We start from the raw sequence: 19,913 nt of genomic DNA, 5'->3' as shown, positions 1-19,913 counted from the left end.
TTAGAAGCCCAGGCTCAAATGTTCAGCAATAGGACCCAGCGCCAATGTCGGCAGGAAGGTCAAACCACCCACCAGCAAAATGGTCACGGTCAGCAAGGTCACGAACAGCGGGCCATGGGTCGGGAAGCTGTTCTGGCCGATCGGTGCGGTTTTCTTCATCGCCAGGCTGCCGGCCAGAGCCAGTACCGGAAGGATGTAACCGAAGCGACCGATCAACATGCCAAGGCCCAGCATCAGGTTGTGGAACGCTGTGTTCGCCCCAAATCCAGCAAACGCCGAACCGTTGTTCGCACTGGCCGAGGTGTAGGCATAAAGCAACTGACTGAAACCGTGAGGACCGGGGTTGCTCACCGCCGCGACCGGGCCTGGCAGGCTGGCGGCAATCGCGCCGAGCACCAGCACACCGACCGGCATCACCAGCAAGGTCACCACCAGCAATTGGACTTCCTTCGCTTGCAGTTTCTTACCAAGGTATTCCGGGGTGCGGCCGATCATCAGGCCGGCGAGGAACACCGCGATCAACACGTTCAGCAACATGCCGTAGAGCCCGGCACCGACGCCGCCGAAGATCACTTCGCCGACCATCATGTTGACCAGCGCAACCATGCCGCTCAGCGGGTTGAGGCTGTCGTGCATGCCGTTGACCGAACCGTTGGATGCCGCGGTGGTGGTCACCGACCACAGCACCGTGGCGGTCGTGCCGAAGCGTGCTTCCTTGCCTTCCAGCGGCGCGGTCTGTTCGACGGCGACATTGTTCAGGGTCGGGTTCGGCTGGTATTCAGCCCACAGCGACGTCGCGCCGCCGATCAGGAACAGCGCCAGCATGCAGGCAATGATCGCGCGGCTCTGACGCAGGTCTTTCACGTAGTGGCCGAAGGTGAACACCAACGCCACCGGGATCAGAATAATCGAGCCGACTTCGAACAGGTTGCTCCACGCCGTCGGGTTCTCGAACGGGTGCGCCGAGTTGACGCCGAAGAAGCCGCCGCCGTTGGTGCCCAGTTGCTTGATCGCAATCTGGCTGGCGGCCGGGCCCAGCGGGATCACCTGATCGATGCCTTGCATCGTCACCGCATTTACGTAGTGCGCGAAGGTTTGCGGCACGCCCTGCCAGACCAGATACAGCGCCAACAGCAAGCACAGCGGCAGCAAGCCATAGAGGGTGGCGCGGGTCATGTCGACCCAGAAGTTGCCGAGGGTTTTGCTCGACTTGCGACCAATACCGCGACACAGGGCAACCAACACGGCGAGACCAGTGGCGGCGCTGACGAAGTTCTGCACGGTGAGGCCGACCATCTGACTCAGGTAGCTCAGGGTCGCTTCGCCGCTGTAGGACTGCCAGTTGGTATTGGTCATGAAGCTGACGGCAGTATTGAACGCTTGCGTCCACTCCTGACCCGGCAGGTTTTGCGGGTTCAGCGGCAAGTAATCCTGAAACAGCAGGATCGCGAACAACAGCAAAAAGCCAGCGAGGTTGAAGGCGAGCAAGGCCAGGGTGTATTTCTGCCAGCTCTGTTCGGCCTGCGGATCGACGCCGGCCACCCGATAACACCCGCGCTCCACCGGCCCCAGAATCGGCGAAAGCCAGGTGCGCTGACCTTCCATCACCTTGTAGTAGAAGCGCCCCAGAAACGGTGCCGGAATCAGCACCAGGGCGAAGAAGGCGAGGATCAGCCAATAGTCATAACTGTGCATAGCCGCTCCTAGTTCCGGTCCGCGCGCAACAGCGCAACCAACAGATAAATGAACAGCCCCACTGCCAGTAGCAGTGACACCCCGTCCAGAACGCTCATGGAAGTTCTCCGTGTTACGGCGTATTGCCGCGTGTGGGGTCATTGTCGGGAGGGAGGCTGTAAAGGAGCGAGATCGAGGGGTGTGGCGGGGCATAAAGAAAGCGTAAAGAGTGGGTTTACGCTAGGGTTACGGTGGTGTCCAAGACTCCACAAAACAAAAGTGGGATGAACAACCTATTGCACCACCCCGGCCCTGCCGACAAGATATGACCGTTTGCGTTTTCGACTACTGAAAAAGGCTGGCCAACATGCGTATCCTCATTACCGGCGGAGCCGGTTTCATCGGCTCTGCCTTGATTCGCGAGCTGATCCGGCATACCGAGCATGAAGTGCTCAACCTGGACAAGCTGACCTACGCCGGCAATCTCGAATCGCTGACCGGCATTGCCAACGACACTCGCTACGAGTTCGTTCAAGCCGATGTCGTTGATCAGGCGACCGTCCGCGCGGTGCTGACACGTTTCCAGCCGCAGGCGATCATGCACCTGGCAGCGGAATCCCACGTCGACCGTTCCATCGACGGACCTTCGGATTTCATCCAGACCAACATCGTCGGCACCTACAGTTTGCTGGAGGCCACCCGCGCCTATTGGCAAACCCTCGCCGAGCCGGAAAAAAGCGCCTTCCGCTTCCATCACATCTCCACTGACGAGGTCTATGGCGACCTGCATGGCGCTGATGATCTGTTTACCGAAACGACGCCCTACGCCCCGAGTTCGCCGTACTCCGCCAGCAAAGCGGCGTCCGACCACCTGGTCCGTGCGTGGCAGCGCACCTATGGCCTGCCAGTGCTGTTGACCAACTGCTCGAACAATTACGGGCCGTTCCACTTCCCCGAAAAATTGATTCCGCTGGTCATTCTCAATGCCTTGGCCGGCAAGCCGCTGCCGGTGTACGGCGATGGTCTGCAAATCCGCGACTGGCTATTCGTCGAAGATCACGCCCGGGCCCTGCTCACAGTGGTGACCACCGGTATCGTCGGCGAGACCTACAACATCGGCGGGCACAACGAAAAAAAAAATATCGACGTGGTGCGTGGCCTCTGCGCCCTGCTTGAAGAACTGGCACCGCGCAAGCCCGAGGGTGTCGCGCACTACGCCGACCTGATCACGTTCGTCCAGGATCGTCCTGGCCATGACCTGCGCTACGCGATCGATGCCAGCAAGATCGAACACGAACTGGGCTGGGTACCCGAAGAGACCTTCGAAACCGGCCTTCGCAAAACCGTTCAGTGGTACTTGAACAACCTTGAGTGGTGCCGTCGTGTTCAAGATGGCAGCTACCAGGGTGAACGCCTTGGTGCCATCAATCCCCAGGAGCTTCATTCATGATGAAAGGTATCGTTTTGGCAGGCGGCTCGGGCACACGCCTGCATCCGATCACGCTCGGCGTGTCCAAACAGCTGTTGCCGGTCTACGACAAACCGATGATCTATTACCCGATTTCGGTCCTGATGCTGGCCGGCATCAAAGACATTTTAGTGATCTCTACTCCCCAGGATCTGCCCCAGTACCGCAATCTCCTGGGTGATGGCAGTCAATTCGGGGTGAATTTCAGCTATGCCGAGCAGCCGTCACCGGATGGTCTGGCCCAGGCTTTTCTGATTGGCGAAAGCTTCATTGGCAATGATCCTGTGTGCCTGATCCTCGGCGACAACATTTTTCATGGTCAACACTTTGGCGAGCAGTTGCAGAACGCTGCAAAACGCACTTCTGGCGCTACCGTGTTCGGCTATTGGGTCAAAGACCCGGAGCGCTTCGGTGTGATTGATTTCGACAGCCAGGGCCGTGCCCTGTCGATCGAAGAAAAGCCGAAAATACCGAAATCCAGCTATGCCGTCACCGGCCTGTATTTCTACGACAACGATGTAATCAGGATCGCCAAAGCGGTAAAGCCTTCGCCTCGCGGCGAGCTGGAAATCACCGACGTCAACAATGCGTATCTCAAACGGGGAGACCTGCAGGTCGAGCGCTTCGGCCGTGGTTTCGCCTGGCTCGACACCGGCACTCACGACAGCTTGCTCGATGCCTCTCAGTACGTGCAGACCATCGAACATCGACAAGGCTTGAAAGTCGCCTGCCTCGAAGAGATCGCTTACGAAAAGAACTGGATCAACCGCGAACAGCTGCTGGAGCGTGCCCGCTACTTCGGCAAGACCGGGTATGGCCAGTACCTGGCCAAGCTCGCCGGGGATGAACAATGGATGTGAATGAAACCGATCTGTGCGGAGTAGTGATCATCGGTAAAAGCCTGCAAGAGGCTGATCTGCTCCCATGAGAATTCTCATCAGCGGCCAGAATGGTCAGGTCTCACGCGAACTGCAGGGTCGTCTGGGGGATGTCGGCGAGTTGATCGTGCTGGGTCGCGATCAACTCGATCTGGCACAACCCGAGCAGATTCGCCAACAGGTACAAAAGGTTCGTCCGGATCTGATCATCAACGCGGCGGCCCACACAGCGGTCGATCTGGCGGAAAGCGAGCCGGAAACAGCCTTTGCCATCAACGCCGTGGCCCCTGGCATCTTTGCCGAAGAAGCACTGAAGCTTGGCATCCCGCTGATTCACTACTCCACCGATTATGTATTCGACGGCATGAAGGTCGGGCCTTACACCGAAGACGACACGCCAAACCCGCTCGGGGTTTACGGCAGGAGCAAACTGGCCGGTGAACGGGCGATCACTGATGTGCAAGGCAAACATCTTATCCTGCGTACCAGCTGGGTCTATTCGGCCCATGGCCGCAATTTCCTGCTGACGATGCAACGCCTGCTGCAAGAGCGACCGGAAGTACGCATTGTCGCCGATCAGATCGGCGCACCTACCTGGGCAGGCAGTATTGCCAATAGCACCCTTGCCCTGATCGAACGCTGGCAGGCAGGTGAGGCCGTTACCTGGGGGACATATCATCTGACCGCACAGGGGAAAACCTCCTGGTTCGGTTTCGCCCAGGCCATTGGCGAAGCGTTACGGCAACAAGGAAAGCCCTGCGCAAACCTGCTGCCGATTCCCTCCAGCGACTACCCGACACCGGCGGCCCGACCGCTCAACTCATGTCTTGATTGCAGTCTCCTGCAACGTGAATGGAGCGTCAGTCAACCTGACTGGCAAATTGCGCTGCGCGAGTGTCTTGCCGAGCAAGGTTAAACCTACAAACAGGACTTGCTCACGAAGACAGCAAAACCGCTACCAGCGCCTCCAACTGGAGCACCCATTTGCGCACATCGAGGTGCAAACATCCTCGATACGACGTCTTTTGACGCTTTACGACCGCCTTCACAACACTGGCACGCCCGCTGCAAACGCCCTCCCCCGAGCTTTCCAAACCGTTCAGGGGGCAACGCATGAACACACAACTCAAACCCACGCTGGGCACGCTGCATCTGTGGGGCATTGCGGTCGGGCTGGTGATTTCCGGTGAATACTTCGGCTGGAGTTACGGCTGGGGTGTGGCGGGCACACTCGGTTTTCTGGTGACGTCCTTTATGGTCGCCACGATGTACACCTGCTTCATCTTCAGTTTCACCGAGCTGACCACCGCGATTCCTCACGCCGGTGGTCCCTTTGCCTACAGCCGCCGCGCCTTTGGCGAGAAAGGCGGATTGATCGCGGGGCTGGCGACACTGATTGAATTTGTCTTCGCCCCGCCAGCCATTGCCTTGGCCATCGGTGCCTACCTCAACGTGCAATTCCCCGCACTCGACCCGAAACACGCAGCGGTCGGTGCCTACATCGTGTTCATGGGCCTGAACATCCTCGGGGTGAAACTGGCGGCGACCTTCGAATTGGTGGTCTGCGTACTCGCAGTGGCCGAACTGCTGGTGTTCATGGGCGTGGTCGCCCCGGCGTTCAGCTTCAGCAATTTCGCACTGAATGGCTGGGCCGGTTCCGATGTGTTCGGCGCGCCGGCGATTGCCGGGATGTTCGCAGCGATTCCGTTTGCCATCTGGTTCTTCCTGGCCATCGAAGGCGCGGCCATGGCCGCCGAAGAAGCCAAGGATCCGAAACGCACCATTCCGAAGGCCTACATCAGCGGCATTCTGACGTTGGTTTTGCTGGCGATGGGCGTGATGTTCTTTGCCGGTGGCGTCGGTGACTGGCGCACCCTGTCGAACATCAACGACCCGCTGCCGCAAGCGATGAAAACCGTGGTTGGCGAAAGTTCAGGCTGGTTGCACATGCTGGTGTGGATCGGCCTGTTCGGCCTGGTGGCGAGTTTCCACGGAATCATCCTCGGCTACTCGCGGCAGTTCTTCGCCCTTGCCCGGGCCGGTTACCTGCCGGCGTCCCTGGCCAAGTTGTCGCGTTTTCAGACCCCGCACCGGGCAATCATCGCCGGTGGCGTGATCGGCATTACCGCGATTTATAGCGATGGTTTGATCAACCTGGGCGGCATGACGCTGACGGCGGCGATGATCACGATGGCGGTCTTCGGGGCAATCGTGATGTACATCATGAGCATGCTCAGCCTGTTCAAACTGCGCAAAACCGAACCGAATCTGGAGCGCACCTTTCGCGCGCCGTGCTATCCGCTGGTGCCGTTCATTGCGCTGGTGCTGGCGGTGGTCTGCCTGGTGGCGATGGCCTGGTTCAACACGTTGATCGGGTTGATCTTCCTGGGCTTTATGGCGGTGGGGTTCGTGTACTTCACGCTGACGGCGCAACTGCGTGCCGATGCACCGGCGGACGCGATGCTGACCGGGCTGTAAACAGGCGAAGTGCGGCTGTCAGAACAAGCATAGAATGGAACCACTGCGAAAATTAATCGCTCAAAGTGGTATGCACGATCGGTTGGCAAAACCCGCCAATCGGCCTGCCCTCAAGGAGAGCCCTATGCCCTGGTATGCCTGGTTGATTCTGATCGTTGCAATCGGCTCGATCGTTGGCGGTTTGATGATGTTGCGTGACACCGCCAACAAGGTCGAACTGACCGAGGAGCAACGCAAACGCGTCGCTGAACGCAACGCGGAAGCGGATGCCAAGGATGCGCAGGACCGCTAAAACAAAACCCTGTCATTCTCATTGAATGACAGGGTTTTTCGTTTTACTTCTCCCAATCGGCCTTGGCAATGTGCAGGCCATGCAGTCCTTTATAGGCCGCTCGTTCCGGCTGGCTCCAGCCCACAAGCAACGAATCCTCCAACCGATAAATCTCCACCCCGAGCGGGCGACATACGCTTAGCGGGTCCTGTGCATCCGGCCCCCACATGGCCAGCGACAGGTCACCACCCGGGCAGGTCGAGAGCGCACACAGCAGATCGATTTCGGCAAAAAACTCCAGGTAATCACCCTTCTGTGCCGGACAGGCCTTCATGAAGTACATGTCGTCGTGGTTCAGGCCCGTGCACTGGAAAATGTTCAGCACGTCATGCACGTCGAACTCGGTCAGCCCATGAGGCAGCACCGCACGGGTGAGGTTCGAGTGGCAGTGATGATGGAAGTCTTCGCCGGTGAGCATTTTGTTCACATAAGGGTCGCAGCGGGTGCCGAGCAAATCGTGCAAGCGACCGCCATGTTCATCGATGCCGTAACCGGCCAGGCTGTCATCGGTGATGGTCACCAGCGGACGTAAAAAAGGCAGATTCGACCAGAGCCGGTCATGGGTGCTGACGTGTGCGCCCTGTAACTGCCGGGTCCGTGCCGCCCACAAACGCTCCCGTGGATCGTTGGCATTCCAGACATTGAAATCCCCGACTTGCGGCCCGACGGGCGTGGTCACCCGGAACACATGCCCGGCCGGCACGTGCCAGGCGCGACCGGTGCGGATCGGCACCTCGAATGCCTCGATCAGCGTGCGCCCGTCCTTCTTGTCGCGGATCCGTTCATAGAAGGCTTTGTCCACCTGCAAGGCCGAACCTTTGCTGACTTGATAGGCCGCCGGATAGTCTTTGTACATGGCACGAATCCTCGATCAGTGATGGGAAGAACGGGTAAGCATCTGCAACAAGAGGTGTTCAGAATCGTCGAGATACAGGCTCATGGCGTCCTCGGCCGCGCGTTTGTCGCCCTCGGCCAACAACTCATGAATCTGCCGGTCGCGCGCCAGCCAGGGCGCCTGAAAACGTGATTCATCGGGAGCGGTGCAGAACACCAGGCGCAATTGCGCGACGACGTTGGTGAAGAACTCATCGAACAGTGGACTGCGCAGCAATCCGACGATGTGTTGATGAAAGGCCAGGCTGTGGGTGCCGACGGCGCGCCAGTCTTCGCGCTCCCGGGCAAGTTCGGTGGCTTCCAGGGCTTCGAGCATCCGGTCGGATTGATAGTCGCGCAGCGGCTGACTCCCGCTGATGGCCTGCAACTCCAGGGTGCGCCTGACCTTGAACAGATCCCGCACGTCCTCGACGCCCAGCCTGCGCACCATCACGCCCTTATTGCGCACATAACGAGTCAGACCTTCCTGCCCCAGGCGATGCAACGCTTCACGGATGGTATTGCGGGATGCGTTGTAGGCAGACACCAGATCGTTTTCCACCAACGCCATGCCGGGCAGCAAACGACCGCCAATGATGTCGGCGCGCAACTCAAGTGTGATGTGGTCGGCCAGGGACAGTCCGCTGTTCATACTCATCGCCTCGTGATTGTTCAACAATCGTCAGTTAATGAGTAATCACTATTCGTGCCAGTTCATTCTAATCAGCAGGACGGAGTTGGACGCATCTGCATGCTTTTTAGAAGTAGAAGTACAATCACCATCCCATTTTCATTGGTTAAGATGGCGCATTGTTGCGGAGATACCCGATGCGTTACTCGCAGGACCATAAAGCCCAGACCCACCAACGCATCATCAAGGAAGCGTCAGCGCGCTTTCGCCGCGATGGCATTGGCGCGACAGGTCTGCAACCGCTGATGAAAGCGCTCGGCCTGACTCACGGTGGTTTCTACTCGCATTTCAAGTCCAAAGACGAACTGGTGGAAAAGGCTTTGCAAGCCGCAGGCGAGCAGGTCGATGTCATTTGCGCCGAGCTCTTCGCGCAGGATCGCCCGCTGGAAGCGTTCATCGACGCCTATTTATCCGAATGGCACCAGACCTCACCCGATGAAGGTTGCCCGTTGCCGACCATGTCATCGGAACTCGGCCTGCGCGGGCAGCAAAGCCCGACCACTGACGTGGTGCTCAACGCACGGCTCGCACAAGTGCAAGGCACCCTTGAAGGCGACAACGCTGCCGACGACAGCGTCGTCATCATGTCGACGCTGGTCGGAGCTTTACTGCTGTCACGGAGTGTCGAGAATCCCGAGCTGGCGCAGCGGATTCTCGACGTGACTCGCGCCTATCTCAAACAGTCCCGGGACTAACCCTCCCAACGCTTGAACAGCACGCTGGCATTCACCCCACCAAACCCGAAGCCGTTGGACAGCGCGTATTCGATTGCCATCGGCCGCGCCTGACCGTGGACGATGTCCACGCCTTGGGCGGCGGGGTCCGGGGTATCGAAATTGAGGGTGGCCGGCACGACCTGATCGCGAATCGCCAACAGCGTGAAGATCGCCTCGATGCCGCCCGCTGCGCCGAGCAAATGCCCGGTGGCCGATTTGGTCGATGTCACGGCGATTTTGTTATCCGTGCCGAACAATGCCTTGATGGCCGCCAACTCTCCCAAGTCCCCGACCGGGGTCGAGGTTGCGTGAGCGTTGAGATGTTGCACCTGCGCCGGCGAAATGCCTGCCTGGGCCAACGCCAACGACATCGCCCGTCGTGCACCGCTGCCATCCTCGGGACCCGCCGTCAGGTGATAGGCATCGGCACTGGTGCCGTAACCGACCAATTCCGCCAGCGGTTGGGCACCGCGGGCTAAGGCATGCTCCAGGGACTCAATCACCAGAAGTCCAGCGCCCTCCCCCATGACGAAGCCATCGCGGTCACTGTCGAACGGCCGCGAGGCACGTTCCGGGGTGTCGTTGTAACCGCTGGACAACGCGCGAGCAGCAGCAAACCCGGCGAGACTGACGCGATCGATCGCCGCTTCCGCGCCGCCACATACCGCGATGTCTGCCTCGCCACAACGAATCAGCCGCGCCGCATCACCAATCGCCTGGACCCCGGCCGCGCAAGCTGTCACCGGCGCACCCAATGGGCCCTTGAAACCGTGCTGGATCGACACATGACCCGCTGCGAGGTTGACCAGGAATGAAGGAATGGTGAACGGCGACAAGCGTCGCGGCCCACGGCTGTCCGTGGTGCGCACCGCATCCGCTATCGCACCGAAACCACCCACGCCGGAACCGATAATGGTTGCCGTACGCTCCTGGGCATTGGCGTCCGCCGCTTGCCAACCAGCCTGCTCCAGCGCCTGACGCGCCGCTTCCATGGCAAACATAATGAAGCGGTCCATCTTCTTCTGCTCTTTGGGCGCCGTCGCCCGATCCGGGTCAAAACCCGCCTCGGGATCGTCAGCCACCGTCGGCACTGCGCCCCCGACCTTGGCCGGCAAATCGGCAACTACCTCATCCGGCAAATTGCGCAACCCGGAACGCCCGGCCAACAGACGCGACCAGACGGCTTCGACGCCAGAACCCAATGGCGAAACCAAACCCATGCCCGTTACAACTACTCGACGATCACTCATACCGCAAATACCTCAAGCCGATTCATGACGCCTCACGTGTAACGCGCGGCGGCCTTACTTTTGGAAAGATTCGGCGCCAGTACATGACGCGCCGCAACGAAGGCATCCCAGTCGGCCGCATCCGGCAACGAAGGAATGGTGATCAACTCACCCTGGTCCAGACCCGACAACGCCGCATCAACCATCTCCCCGGCCTCCATCACCATATCCGCCGGAATCTGGGTCGCGTCGATACCGGAGCGCTCCCAGATTTCGGTACGTGTTACGCCTGGCAACACGGCCTGCACCTTGACCCCGGTGCCTTCCAATTCGGCGTTCAACGACTGAGTCAGACTTAACACATAAGCCTTGCTGGCGCTGTAAGTCGCGTTGAAGCGCTCGGGAAACAACGCCACCACCGACGCAATATTGATGATCGTCCCCCGACCTGCCTTGGCAAAACTGGCGGCCGCTGCCGAGGCCAACCGCGTGACCGTCGTAACATTTAATTGAATCAATCGTTCCAACTGATCCATGTCTGAGTTAGCCAACAACCCCTCGGACGCGACACCGGCATTATTCAGCAACAGGCTGATACTCGAATCGCTGCGAAGACGCTGTTCAAGTTTCAGCACATCATTCTTTTGCGTCAGATCCGCCTTCAGCACCTCAACCTGAACGCCATGCTCGGCGCGCAACTTGCTCGCCGCTGCTTCCAGCCGCTCTTGATCACGAGCGACCAATAACAAATCAAAACCACGCGCCGCCAACCGGTCGGCGTAAATCGCACCGATACCGGAAGAAGCACCGGTGACGAGGGCCGTACCTTGGGACTGGACAGCGTTCATGACTGTGCTCCTGGGAGATGCCTAAGGGAAAGACAAGCGCCTGAGGCTCAGAACGCTTTGGCGAATGATTGATTTATTATAGGCATAATCTTAGCCGTATATGATAGCCGTAATTTTTCTCGCGTCGACGGAAGGTCCGCCTTTGTAGGAGCTGCCGAAGGCTGCGATCTTTTGATCTTCTGATGAATTCATCTCGTCAGAAATGAAAAAAAAGGCCGGTCAATGACCGGCCCCTGGCGCTGACGTATAAGCTTAGTTCACCTCAAGTTTCTCGCGATTCTTATCCAGAATCGCTTTACCGATTCCCTTCACTTCGAGCAACTCGTCCACGGACGCAAACGGCCCATTACTCTCACGATAAGCAACAATCGCCTTGGCCTTGGCCTCGCCCACACCAGACAACTCGCGCTGAAGGGTTGGCGCATCGGCCTGATTCAGATCGACCTTGCCGGACTGTGCCTTGGGAGATACCTCCAGCACCAAGGGTGCATTGCCAGCCTCGGGCTTGACCGTCGGCGCAGCAATGGCGGCAATAGAGGCGCTGGTGAGCAGGGCAAAAACCAGAGAGTAGAAATAGCCAGTACGCATAAATGAAGCTCCATGACATCGATTGAGAAAGCAGCTTTTCCGAAGCTGCCTTCCAAAAGTAGGCGATGGGTGGAGACTGTCAAAAAGGCGTTTGTTGCAGAATGTGAAATAATCGACGTGAAATAGAGCCGTGACTGATCGTCTCGAATGATACCTTTCTGCAAATTCCCATTGTTCGTCGTAGATCAGGTCTCTTTCGATGCTTTGACTCGATTAGGTCACTATGATGTGGGACAATTCGTCCATTGAATTACACCAATAACGCTCTGCACCGCGAACACTCCAAGCCCCCAAGCAAATGGACTTGGAAATATAATCATGACGCTCCATATCACTTCGTAGGTTTTCGCAATGGCTAACGACCCTATTCTAATTACTGGCGGCGCCGGATTTATTGGCTCGCATCTCACAGACGCATTGGTCGCAAAAGGATACAGCGTACGAGTATTCGACAACTTGTCCACCGGAAAGCGCATTAACCTCCCCCTGGACAATCCTCATGTCGAACTGATCGAAGGTGATGTCGCCGACTCTGCGGCATTAACACAAGCAATGCGCGGGTGTAAGGCGGTTGCTCATTTAGCAGCAGTAGCTTCAGTTCAAGCCTCTGTTGAAGATCCTGTTCGTACGCACCAAAGCAACTTTATTGGCTCTTTGAACATTTGCGAAGCAATGTACCAAGCCAAAATTAAACGCGTGGTATTTGCATCGAGCGCCGCAGTATACGGCAGTAATGGGGAGGGTAAAGCTATCTGCGAACAAACGCCAAAAGCACCGTTAACTCCGTATGCTTCGGACAAGCTAGCGAGCGAGTACTATTTTGATTTCTATCGGCGTCAACATGCTTTAGAGCCTGTAATTTTTCGCTTTTTTAATATCTTTGGCCCACGTCAGGACCCAGCATCGCCGTACTCTGGCGTAATTAGTATTTTCAGCGAGAGGCTGCAAAAAAATCTACCAATAACGATTTTCGGTGATGGTGAACAAACTCGTGATTTTGTTTATGTCGAAGATCTTGTGAATATATTAGTTCAGGCGTTAGAAGCACCCCACATCCAAGTCGGTGCTATCAATGTTGGCACTAATGAATCTATCACTCTAAATCAAATGATCGACAACTTGAGACAGGTCACAGGAATAACTCCTACTGTTATTTATGCGCCGCCGCGCCTTGGAGACATTCGTCACTCCCGGGCTAACAACCAAAGACTGATCGAGCAGTACCAATTTTATCAGACCCCAATGAACATCGGCTTAGCAAAATTGCTGGCAAATCATCAATGATAGCAGTTTAAATAACGGCCTCCAGCTTCTGAGCTCTTCTCCTCCCAATGCATGGCAATAATTTTAAATAAATTTAAATTTTCGACCAACCTCTTTGCCCGAACGACACCATGCATTTTTTACCAGCCAATACAATACTGAGCAGTTCATCCAACAAGCTAATATTTCGTAACCGCTCCACGAACCCCATATTCAAAGCCGAGATTTGATGCCTGATACTGTGCTCCCGAACTCTTTCAGAAGCCAGCGGCCATGATGCGTCCTGATGCCAAAGTTGAAAAGTGTACCGCGTAACTGATCCATACCCACCAATCCAGGCAGACGGCGCGTGAGATGGGGGTGAAATCAAATCATGCTGGCGGTTCGTGGCACAGTTACTTCATTTTTTGTGGCCTGATATCCACCACCATTCCCGCCTGTACGTTTTTGATCGGTGAAACCAAGTGCGGCGAAATATTCCAGCGCTGGCCGTTGTCGGTTACCACAGTGACGGTCTTGCGGTTGAACTTCATGACGGTACCGGACAGGCGCTCACCACTAGGTGAGTCGAAGCTTCCCCGTGCTCCTGGATGGAACTGCATCACCGATTTATGAGCTTCCAACGACTCCAGCCTCTTCAGCCGTTGGATAATGTGATGATTCAACGTCACTAACTCATCGACACTCAGATAATCAATATTGATACTCAGGATGCCCTCCAATTCCAGGGTAGTAGCGCCTCAAAGTCTTCAACCAACACAGCCTGCGGTAATCGCTCCAGCACCGTATAGGGCTCCTGGCCGTTTGCCTTGGCCGTCTCGACCAAACTGTAGATCTGCGCACTGGCGGTGGCGCCCTTGGGCGTATCACTGAATAACCATGCCTTGCGACCGATAACAAACGGCTTGATTGCTCTTTCGGCGGCATTGTAGTCGATCGGTAAAAAGCCGGCCTCAATGTAACGCTACAGCCGGCTCCAGTTGCTGGCCAAATAACCCACGGCCTTGCCCAAGGCACTTTGCGATGTGACCTGGGGATGAGTTTTCTCCAGCCAGCTTTCAGTTGGGCGAGCACTGGTAAGCTCTTTTCCTGGCGACCGACAAAACGCTGATCATCCGTGACCTCTTTGAGTTCACGCTCGATGCCATACAGCTTGTTAATCATGGTCAGCGCGATATCGGCACGGCCCGTCTTGCCTTTGGGCTGCACTTTTTGCGCATCAACGAACTTACGCCGGGCATGCGCCCAGCAACCTAGGCACTTGACACCCAGCTGCGCGCCGAGGGCGTTATAGCCGGCGTAATCGTCGGTCATCAGGTAGCCGCGATAATCGGCGAGCAAACGCAATGGCACCTCCTGCGCTCGGCTGTGTAGTCAAAAAGGATAATTGGCCGCTCAGGCGTGCCGCTGGCTTGGACCCACATCCAGGATTGGCTGGTCGGGTCTCGATCCGGTTCCTTGAGCACTTGTGCCCGCGTTTCATCACAGTGGATCACCGCACTTTCCAGCAAACGGTCGCGCATCAGATTCAGCAGCGGCTGAAAGTGTTCGCAGCACTGGATCACCCAACGCGCCAGGGTTTGGCGTGGGATGTCGACGCCGTGTCGGCCAAGGACTTTTTCGAATCGATACAGCGGCAGACCGTCGACGTATTTGGTGGTCAGTAGCATCGCCAAGACGCTGGGGCTGGCCATGCTTTTTTCGATCAATTGGGCCAGTTTGTCGGCGGTGATTTGCGCAGCTTCACATCCGCGGCAGCCGTAGACCTTGCGGATGTGTTTAATCAGTATCCGCTCCACGAACCCCACATTCCAAGCCGATAGCTGACAGCTGACGCTGTGCTCCCGATTTCCCTCAGGAGCCCATCACCATGATGCGTCCCAACGCCAGCGTTGAAAAAGTGTACCTCTACCCGAAACCGGTGGACTTTCGAAAGTCCATCGACGGCTTGGCTGCCCTGGTCTAACTGGATATCAAAGTTGCGGTGTTCGACCCCGTACTCTTCGTTTTTCTGAATCGTCACCGCAACCGGGTCAAAGTGTTGTACTGGGAGCGCAATGGCTTCTGCCTTTGGCTCAAGCGCCTGGAGTCCGAGCGTTTCAAAACTTCACCCGATGAGCTGGACGAGGTCATCGTGCTGACCGTGCAGGAGCTGAACTGGCTGCTGGATGGCTTTGACCTCTGGCGCAACCGCCCGCACAAGGTTTTGACTCCAAGGTTTGTGGCCTGACGGTATAATCCAGGGCATGCGATCATTGCCCGACAACCTTCCAGACGACCCCGTACTTCTCAAACAGATGCTGCTTGAGGCCTACGAAGCACGCTCGCGCGAGCAGGAAGTCAAAGAAGCTTACGCCACCCACATCGTTGATCTGAAAGAACAGATCAAGCTGTTGCGTGACCGTATCTTCGGCCGCAAATCAGAACAGACCGTTGAGCCCAACACGCCGCAACTGGCCCTGTTCAATGAGCCGGAAAGCGAGCCGATGCCTTCAATCGGCGACGCTGACGAAGAAGTTGTTGCTCCAGCGCCACGTCGTGGCAAGCGCAAGCCACTGTCGGCCGATCTGCCGCGCATCGAAGTCATCCACGAACTGCCTGAACACGAACTGACCTGTGCCTGCGGCTGCCGCAAGCATGTGATCAGTGAAGAAACCAGCGAGCAGCTGGACATCGTGCCGATGCAAATCCGGGTCATCAAACACATCCGAAAAGTCTACGGTTGCCGCGGTTGTGAAACAGCCCCGGTCACCGCTGACAAACCAGCGCAACTGATCGAAAAGAGCATGGCCAGTCCGAGCGTCCTGGCGATGCTGCTGACCACCAAGTATGTCGATGGCTTGCCGCTGCATCGTTTTGAAACGGTGCTGAGTCGACATGGCATAGAAATCCCTCGTCAGACGCTTGCCCGCTGGATCATCCAGTGCGGCGAGCATCTGCAACCGCTGTTGAATCTGATGCGCGACCGGTTGCTGGAAAGCCCTGTCATCCACTGCGATGAAACTCGCGTCCAGGTACTCAAGGAACCGGATCGAGACCCGACCAGCCAATCCTGGATGTGGGTGCAAGCCAGCGGCCCGCCAGAGCGAAAAGTCGTGCTGTTCGATTACACCTCCAGCCGTGCGCAGGACGTACCTTTGCGCTTGCTGGAAAGTTACCGTGGTTATGTCATGACCGACGATTACGCCGGGTACAACGCGTTGGCGTTGCAACCGGGCGTGGAACGTTCGTGGAAGCACAAAAGGTGCAGCCCAAAGGCAAGACCGGACGAGCCGATATCGCGCTGGCGATGATTAACAAGCTGTATGGCATCGAGCGTGAGCTCAAGGATGTCAGTGACGAGCAGCGATTTATCGGTCGTCAGGAAAAGAGCCTGCCGATCCTGGGGCAGTTGAAAAGCTGGCTGGATAAAACCCAGTCGCAGGTCACGCCGCAAAGTGTGCTGGGCAAGGCCGTTAATTATCTGGCCAGCAACTGGAGCCGGCTGGAGCGCTATGTAGAAGCTGGTTTTTTACCGATCGACAACAATCCGGCGGAGCGCGCGATAAAGCCGTTCGTAATCGGACGAAAAGCCTGGCTGTTCAGCGATACGCCCAAAGGGGCCACTGCCAGTGCGCAAATCTATAGTTTGGTCGAGACCGCCAAGGTCAACGGTCAAGAGCCCTATACGTGGCTGCGCCACGTACTGGAGCGGTTGCCAGATGCCTCATTGCTAGAAGACTACGAAGCGTTGTTGCCGTGGAACTGCTCACCGGAAACGCCACGGTAAACCAAGGCCTCACTTTGTGGTAGGTGGGGTTCATGGATCGCATACTTTAATCACACCGATCTGCATCGGCACAATTTCCAGCTGTTCGCTGGTCTCTTCACCGATGGTGTGTTTGCGACAGCCGCAAGCGCAGGTCAGTTCATGTTCGGGCAGTTCATGGATGACTTCAATACGCGGTAGATCGGCTGACAGTGGTTTGCGTTTGCCTCGGCGTTGAGTGGGGGCAACGACTTCTTCGTCAGTCAGACTCATCGGAGACCGGAACCGCGAGGCTTTCGGGTTCATTAAAGAGCGGGAGCTGCGGCGTCTCCAGATCGACGGTTTGTTCTGATTTGCGCCCGAAAAAACGTTGACGCCATAGCTTGATCTGTTCTTTCAGGTCAACAATCTGGTCTTTGTCCACCTGACGCTCATTGAACATCTGCACAAGCATTTACTTGAGCAAAACCGGCTCATCAGGGAGGTTGTCGGGCACGGAAATCATGGCCCGGGTTATACCCAATCAAGCGACATCGCAGCGTCAAAACCTGATGCGGACGGTTGCGCCACAGATCAAAACCGTCGAGTAACTAGTTCAGTTCCTGAACCGTCAGGACAATAGCTTCATCTGTCTCGTCAGGGGACGCTTTGAATCGTTCGGATTCGAGGCGCTTGAGCCAAAGGCAGAAGCCGTTGCGCTGTTGCGCTCCCAATAAAGGATTTTCACCCGATTACGGGGGCGATTCAGAAAAACAAAAAGCACAGGGTCGAACACCGTCACTTTGATATCCAACTCGACCAAAGCAGCGAGGCCGTAGATGGATTTTCGGAAGTCGACAGGCTTGGGGTAGAGATAGACTTTTTCGACTTTGGCGTCGGGACGCATCTGGGTGTGATTCCTGATGGGAATCGGGAGCACAGGAATGGCGAATCTCCTTTGACTCTATCAATTTTTAAAAAAAAGAACGAATATAGCGGCTTTTGGCCAGATACACTCGAGTCTTAGGCCTACAACTTAACTAAAATCAACGTTTCTCGGACGACTCGTTATGACTGCTGTCAATTCTAATCACAACAAAAAACATCACGATGGCAAGCTGGAATTCATCCAAGCCATGCGTGGCATAGCTGCTCTAATGGTTGTGATGCTGCATATTTTACAACAACAAAACATACCAATCGATTCTAGTTTTTATTATTGGTTATTTTCTGGCGGTGGTGCTGGCGTACCTCTATTTTTCGTCATCAGCGGATTCATCATGGCCTACTCAACAAAAGGAATAGAGCCTTCATTTCGCAATTCACTTACCTTTCTCATAAAACGACTTTCAAGAGTCTGGCCCACCTATGCGATCTTGACTATTATCTTCTGGATCACTGTAACGGTCATTGACAATTTTCTCGGGGCGCATTTTCCATACTCCGTCTCAGACATTTTTAAATCAGTTTTATTCATACCATTAAAAAATGATTCATCGCTAGCCCCATTACTTGGCGGAAGTGTTCTATTTCCGGGCTGGTCATTGAACTACGAACTATACTTTTACACATTGTTTGCTGTCTGCATGATCTTCGGAAAACTACGGTGGCCTGTCTTCTTTTCCTTTATTACCTTGACGCTTATCGGGCTACCACTATTGAACGGCGCTACCCCTACTCTGGACGCCTATGTTAATTACGGCTGGAGATCATACCTTGCGCTTGTCACCTCCCCGCTGATCTGGGAGTTCGCAGCCGGCGTCATAATTGGGTTGATATATTTCTCACCATTGAAAATCAACAGCAAATCTTTCGCCCTATTCCTCTGCGCCGCGAGCGTTTCCCTTGCTATTTGGGTCAATCTTTCTAAGATTTCTTGGGGAATGGGTATTAATGGATGGGGATGGTCATTGATCCTGATGTTTTTTGCGTTCACCATTTCAAGCAAAACTGTTTCCTTCAAGATTCCAGAGTGGCTGATATGGCTTGGCAACATCTCTTACTCCTTATATTTGATCCATCCATTTTTTGTAAAACCTGTTTTTGATGTTCTTTGGGAGACTAGTTTTAGAGCTCAGATTCGGGACCCAAGCTTTTCCTTGGTTGTAATCTGCTTTTCTATCTTTTTCGCAGCGCTTTCGCACAAGTATTTAGAGGTTCGCCTCAGCGACTTTATCAGAATCAAGATACTAAGTTATTTCAATCTTAATGGTCGAGAAAAAGTGGTTCTGATTAGCTCACCCACTCATCAGGTAGTAAATTGAAGTCAGCGACGAACAACCAAGCGAAATTGCCAGAAACATTTAGATAACACCAATATTCACGGAACAGGTATGAAGTTCACGATTTTGCTAAATTTAAATAAGTCCAAATACATAAAATCGTGCAAGCTATCTGTTCAAGGCATGGCAGAACATGCATATATATGGGATAGCGAACAATCAGAACCTATCACTGAATGGCTCAACTACAATGATTCAACTATCACCATTAAAGGTGATAATTTTAAACTCTGATGGATATCGGTAAATTTGTTGATGCGAGTGGCCGAGTCGACTTTCAACATGGGCAAGGCACATTCAAGAAAATTCATTTTGAGTGCGATTACGATCCGACCAATAAGCTTGTAACGTGCAACGGCCAGTGCCCAGATCTACAGTTTGGTCGAGACCGCCAAGATCAACGGCCAAGAGCCCTATACATGGCTGCGCCACGTACTAGAGCGCCTGCCACATGCAAAGTCGGTGGCCGACTACGAAGCGTTGTTGCCGTGGAACTGCTCACCGGAAATGCCACGGTAAACGGGAAGCGCACCTGGTGATAGGTGTACTTCGTGGATCGGATACGACTTTTTCGACTTTGGCGTCGGGACGCATCATAGGTGTGATCTCCTGATGGGAATCGGGTAAGCGCTCCATGAAGCCCACATTCCAAGTCGAAATCTGATGCTCGAAGCTGTGCTCCCCAACTCTTTCTGGAGCCAGCACCTCATGATGCGACCCGATGCAAAAGTCGAAAAAGTGTAAGCGCTCCATGAAGCCCACATTCCAAGTCGAAATCTGATGCTCGAAGCTGTGCTCCCCAACTCTTTCTGGAGCCAGCACCTCATGATGCGACCCGATGCAAAAGTCGAAAAAGTGTACCTCTAC

General features: G+C 55.5%; 19 protein-coding genes and 5 pseudogenes. 11 read left to right on the top strand and 13 right to left on the bottom strand.

The window, feature by feature from the left end; translation table 11 throughout:
- Positions 1 to 1,695 carry a potassium-transporting ATPase subunit KdpA gene (kdpA, locus tag FQ187_RS25360; RefSeq protein WP_149631568.1) on the bottom strand — a complete coding sequence of 565 codons (1,695 nt, stop codon included), beginning with the start codon at positions 1,693 to 1,695 and terminating at the stop codon, positions 1 to 3.
- Positions 1,696 to 1,703: 8 nt separating this feature from the next.
- Positions 1,704 to 1,793 carry a K(+)-transporting ATPase subunit F gene (gene kdpF / locus FQ187_RS25355; RefSeq protein ID WP_007899818.1) on the bottom strand — a complete coding sequence of 30 codons (90 nt, stop codon included), beginning with the start codon at positions 1,791 to 1,793 and terminating at the stop codon, positions 1,704 to 1,706.
- A gap of 248 nt (positions 1,794 to 2,041) precedes the next feature.
- On the opposite strand from kdpF, the gene rfbB reads away from it, so the two are divergent.
- The 5 genes from rfbB (at position 2,042) to FQ187_RS25330 (ending at position 6,790) form a co-directional block, all read left to right on the top strand.
- A complete protein-coding gene (rfbB, locus tag FQ187_RS25350; protein WP_149631567.1) occupies positions 2,042 to 3,124 on the top strand; it encodes a dTDP-glucose 4,6-dehydratase in 1,083 nt (360 codons plus the stop codon).
- Positions 3,121 to 4,002: a glucose-1-phosphate thymidylyltransferase RfbA gene (rfbA, locus tag FQ187_RS25345; protein ID WP_134421827.1), complete on the top strand. Its 882-nt coding sequence runs from the start codon at positions 3,121 to 3,123 to the stop codon at positions 4,000 to 4,002. Before rfbB ends, rfbA begins: the two co-directional genes overlap by 4 nt.
- A 64-nt stretch (positions 4,003 to 4,066) precedes the next feature.
- Complete coding sequence (gene rfbD / locus FQ187_RS25340) at positions 4,067 to 4,936, top strand: dTDP-4-dehydrorhamnose reductase (protein WP_149631566.1); 870 nt, start codon at positions 4,067 to 4,069, stop codon at positions 4,934 to 4,936.
- A 197-nt stretch (positions 4,937 to 5,133) separates the two neighbouring features.
- A complete protein-coding gene (eat, locus tag FQ187_RS25335) occupies positions 5,134 to 6,498 on the top strand; it encodes an ethanolamine permease (RefSeq protein ID WP_149631565.1) in 1,365 nt (454 codons plus the stop codon).
- A 124-nt stretch (positions 6,499 to 6,622) separates the two neighbouring features.
- Positions 6,623 to 6,790 (top strand): DUF2897 family protein, encoded by a 168-nt coding sequence (locus FQ187_RS25330; RefSeq protein ID WP_008006000.1) that lies wholly within the window; start codon positions 6,623 to 6,625, stop codon positions 6,788 to 6,790.
- Between the two features lie 43 nt (positions 6,791 to 6,833).
- On the opposite strand, the gene FQ187_RS25325 is transcribed toward FQ187_RS25330, so the two are convergent.
- The gene (locus tag FQ187_RS25325; RefSeq protein WP_149631564.1) at positions 6,834 to 7,685 is read right to left on the bottom strand and encodes a DUF1989 domain-containing protein; all 852 of its coding nucleotides are present in this window, start codon (positions 7,683 to 7,685) and stop codon (positions 6,834 to 6,836) included.
- Positions 7,686 to 7,700: 15 nt separating this feature from the next.
- On the bottom strand, positions 7,701 to 8,354 hold the full coding sequence (locus FQ187_RS25320; protein WP_149631563.1) for a GntR family transcriptional regulator: 654 nt from the start codon (positions 8,352 to 8,354) through the stop codon (positions 7,701 to 7,703).
- Positions 8,355 to 8,530: 176 nt separating this feature from the next.
- Between FQ187_RS25320 and FQ187_RS25315 the strand changes: the two genes are divergently transcribed.
- Positions 8,531 to 9,088 (top strand): TetR/AcrR family transcriptional regulator, encoded by a 558-nt coding sequence (locus FQ187_RS25315; RefSeq protein ID WP_149631562.1) that lies wholly within the window; start codon positions 8,531 to 8,533, stop codon positions 9,086 to 9,088.
- Here FQ187_RS25315 and fabF read toward each other — a convergent pair.
- The 3 genes from fabF to FQ187_RS25300 form a co-directional block, all read right to left on the bottom strand.
- The gene (gene fabF, locus FQ187_RS25310; protein WP_149631561.1) at positions 9,085 to 10,359 is read right to left on the bottom strand and encodes a beta-ketoacyl-ACP synthase II; all 1,275 of its coding nucleotides are present in this window, start codon (positions 10,357 to 10,359) and stop codon (positions 9,085 to 9,087) included. The genes FQ187_RS25315 and fabF overlap by 4 nt on opposite strands.
- 32 nt (positions 10,360 to 10,391) lie before the next feature.
- The gene (locus FQ187_RS25305) at positions 10,392 to 11,186 is read right to left on the bottom strand and encodes an SDR family oxidoreductase (protein WP_149631560.1); all 795 of its coding nucleotides are present in this window, start codon (positions 11,184 to 11,186) and stop codon (positions 10,392 to 10,394) included.
- A gap of 252 nt (positions 11,187 to 11,438) precedes the next feature.
- Positions 11,439 to 11,774 carry a helix-hairpin-helix domain-containing protein gene (locus tag FQ187_RS25300; protein ID WP_123364664.1) on the bottom strand — a complete coding sequence of 112 codons (336 nt, stop codon included), beginning with the start codon at positions 11,772 to 11,774 and terminating at the stop codon, positions 11,439 to 11,441.
- Between the two features lie 351 nt (positions 11,775 to 12,125).
- Between FQ187_RS25300 and FQ187_RS25295 the strand changes: the two genes are divergently transcribed.
- Complete coding sequence (locus FQ187_RS25295) at positions 12,126 to 13,058, top strand: NAD-dependent epimerase/dehydratase family protein (protein ID WP_149631559.1); 933 nt, start codon at positions 12,126 to 12,128, stop codon at positions 13,056 to 13,058.
- A gap of 374 nt (positions 13,059 to 13,432) precedes the next feature.
- Here the strand turns inward: FQ187_RS25295 and FQ187_RS25290 are convergent, their stop codons facing one another.
- The gene (locus tag FQ187_RS25290) at positions 13,433 to 13,759 is read right to left on the bottom strand and encodes a hypothetical protein (protein WP_256667434.1); all 327 of its coding nucleotides are present in this window, start codon (positions 13,757 to 13,759) and stop codon (positions 13,433 to 13,435) included.
- Positions 13,744 to 14,824: pseudogene (locus FQ187_RS25285) on the bottom strand (IS66 family transposase); the annotation flags it as partial. The gene FQ187_RS25290 and the pseudogene FQ187_RS25285, both read right to left, overlap by 16 nt.
- Positions 14,825 to 15,021: 197 nt before the next feature.
- Here FQ187_RS25285 and tnpB (FQ187_RS25280) point away from each other — a divergent pair.
- Together tnpB (FQ187_RS25280) and FQ187_RS25275 are read left to right on the top strand one after the other, a co-directional pair.
- Entirely contained in the window at positions 15,022 to 15,267 is a 246-nt protein-coding gene (gene tnpB, locus FQ187_RS25280; protein ID WP_256667433.1) for an IS66 family insertion sequence element accessory protein TnpB, read from the top strand.
- A 16-nt stretch (positions 15,268 to 15,283) separates the two neighbouring features.
- Positions 15,284 to 16,806: pseudogene (locus FQ187_RS25275) on the top strand (IS66 family transposase).
- Positions 16,807 to 16,851: 45 nt separating this feature from the next.
- Here the strand turns inward: FQ187_RS25275 and FQ187_RS25270 are convergent.
- The 3 genes and pseudogenes from FQ187_RS25270 to FQ187_RS30990 all read right to left on the bottom strand — a co-directional run.
- Positions 16,852 to 17,239 (bottom strand): annotated as a pseudogene (locus FQ187_RS25270) (IS66 family transposase zinc-finger binding domain-containing protein); the annotation flags it as partial.
- A gap of 136 nt (positions 17,240 to 17,375) precedes the next feature.
- The gene (gene tnpB, locus FQ187_RS30995; RefSeq protein WP_149631558.1) at positions 17,376 to 17,498 is read right to left on the bottom strand and encodes an IS66 family insertion sequence element accessory protein TnpB; all 123 of its coding nucleotides are present in this window, start codon (positions 17,496 to 17,498) and stop codon (positions 17,376 to 17,378) included.
- 47 nt (positions 17,499 to 17,545) lie between these two features.
- Positions 17,546 to 17,671: pseudogene (locus tag FQ187_RS30990) on the bottom strand (IS66 family insertion sequence element accessory protein TnpB); the annotation flags it as partial.
- Positions 17,672 to 17,834: 163 nt separating this feature from the next.
- Between FQ187_RS30990 and FQ187_RS25255 the strand changes: the two are divergent.
- A complete protein-coding gene (locus FQ187_RS25255) occupies positions 17,835 to 19,028 on the top strand; it encodes an acyltransferase (protein WP_134421839.1) in 1,194 nt (397 codons plus the stop codon).
- 369 nt (positions 19,029 to 19,397) lie between these two features.
- Positions 19,398 to 19,565 (top strand): annotated as a pseudogene (locus FQ187_RS25250) (transposase domain-containing protein); the annotation flags it as partial.
- Here FQ187_RS25250 and FQ187_RS30150 read toward each other — a convergent pair.
- Positions 19,545 to 19,913 (bottom strand): hypothetical protein (locus FQ187_RS30150; protein ID WP_218580712.1); only part of this gene is annotated, 369 nt, incomplete at its 5' end. The pseudogene FQ187_RS25250 and the gene FQ187_RS30150 overlap by 21 nt on opposite strands.

The sequence above is a fragment of the Pseudomonas sp. ANT_J28 genome, assembly GCF_008370005.1.
In the GTDB taxonomy this organism is placed as follows: Bacteria; Pseudomonadota; Gammaproteobacteria; order Pseudomonadales; family Pseudomonadaceae; genus Aquipseudomonas; species Aquipseudomonas frigoris.
The sequence above is the reverse complement of the archived record's forward strand: the minus strand, read 5'-3'. Positions and strand labels throughout refer to the sequence as shown.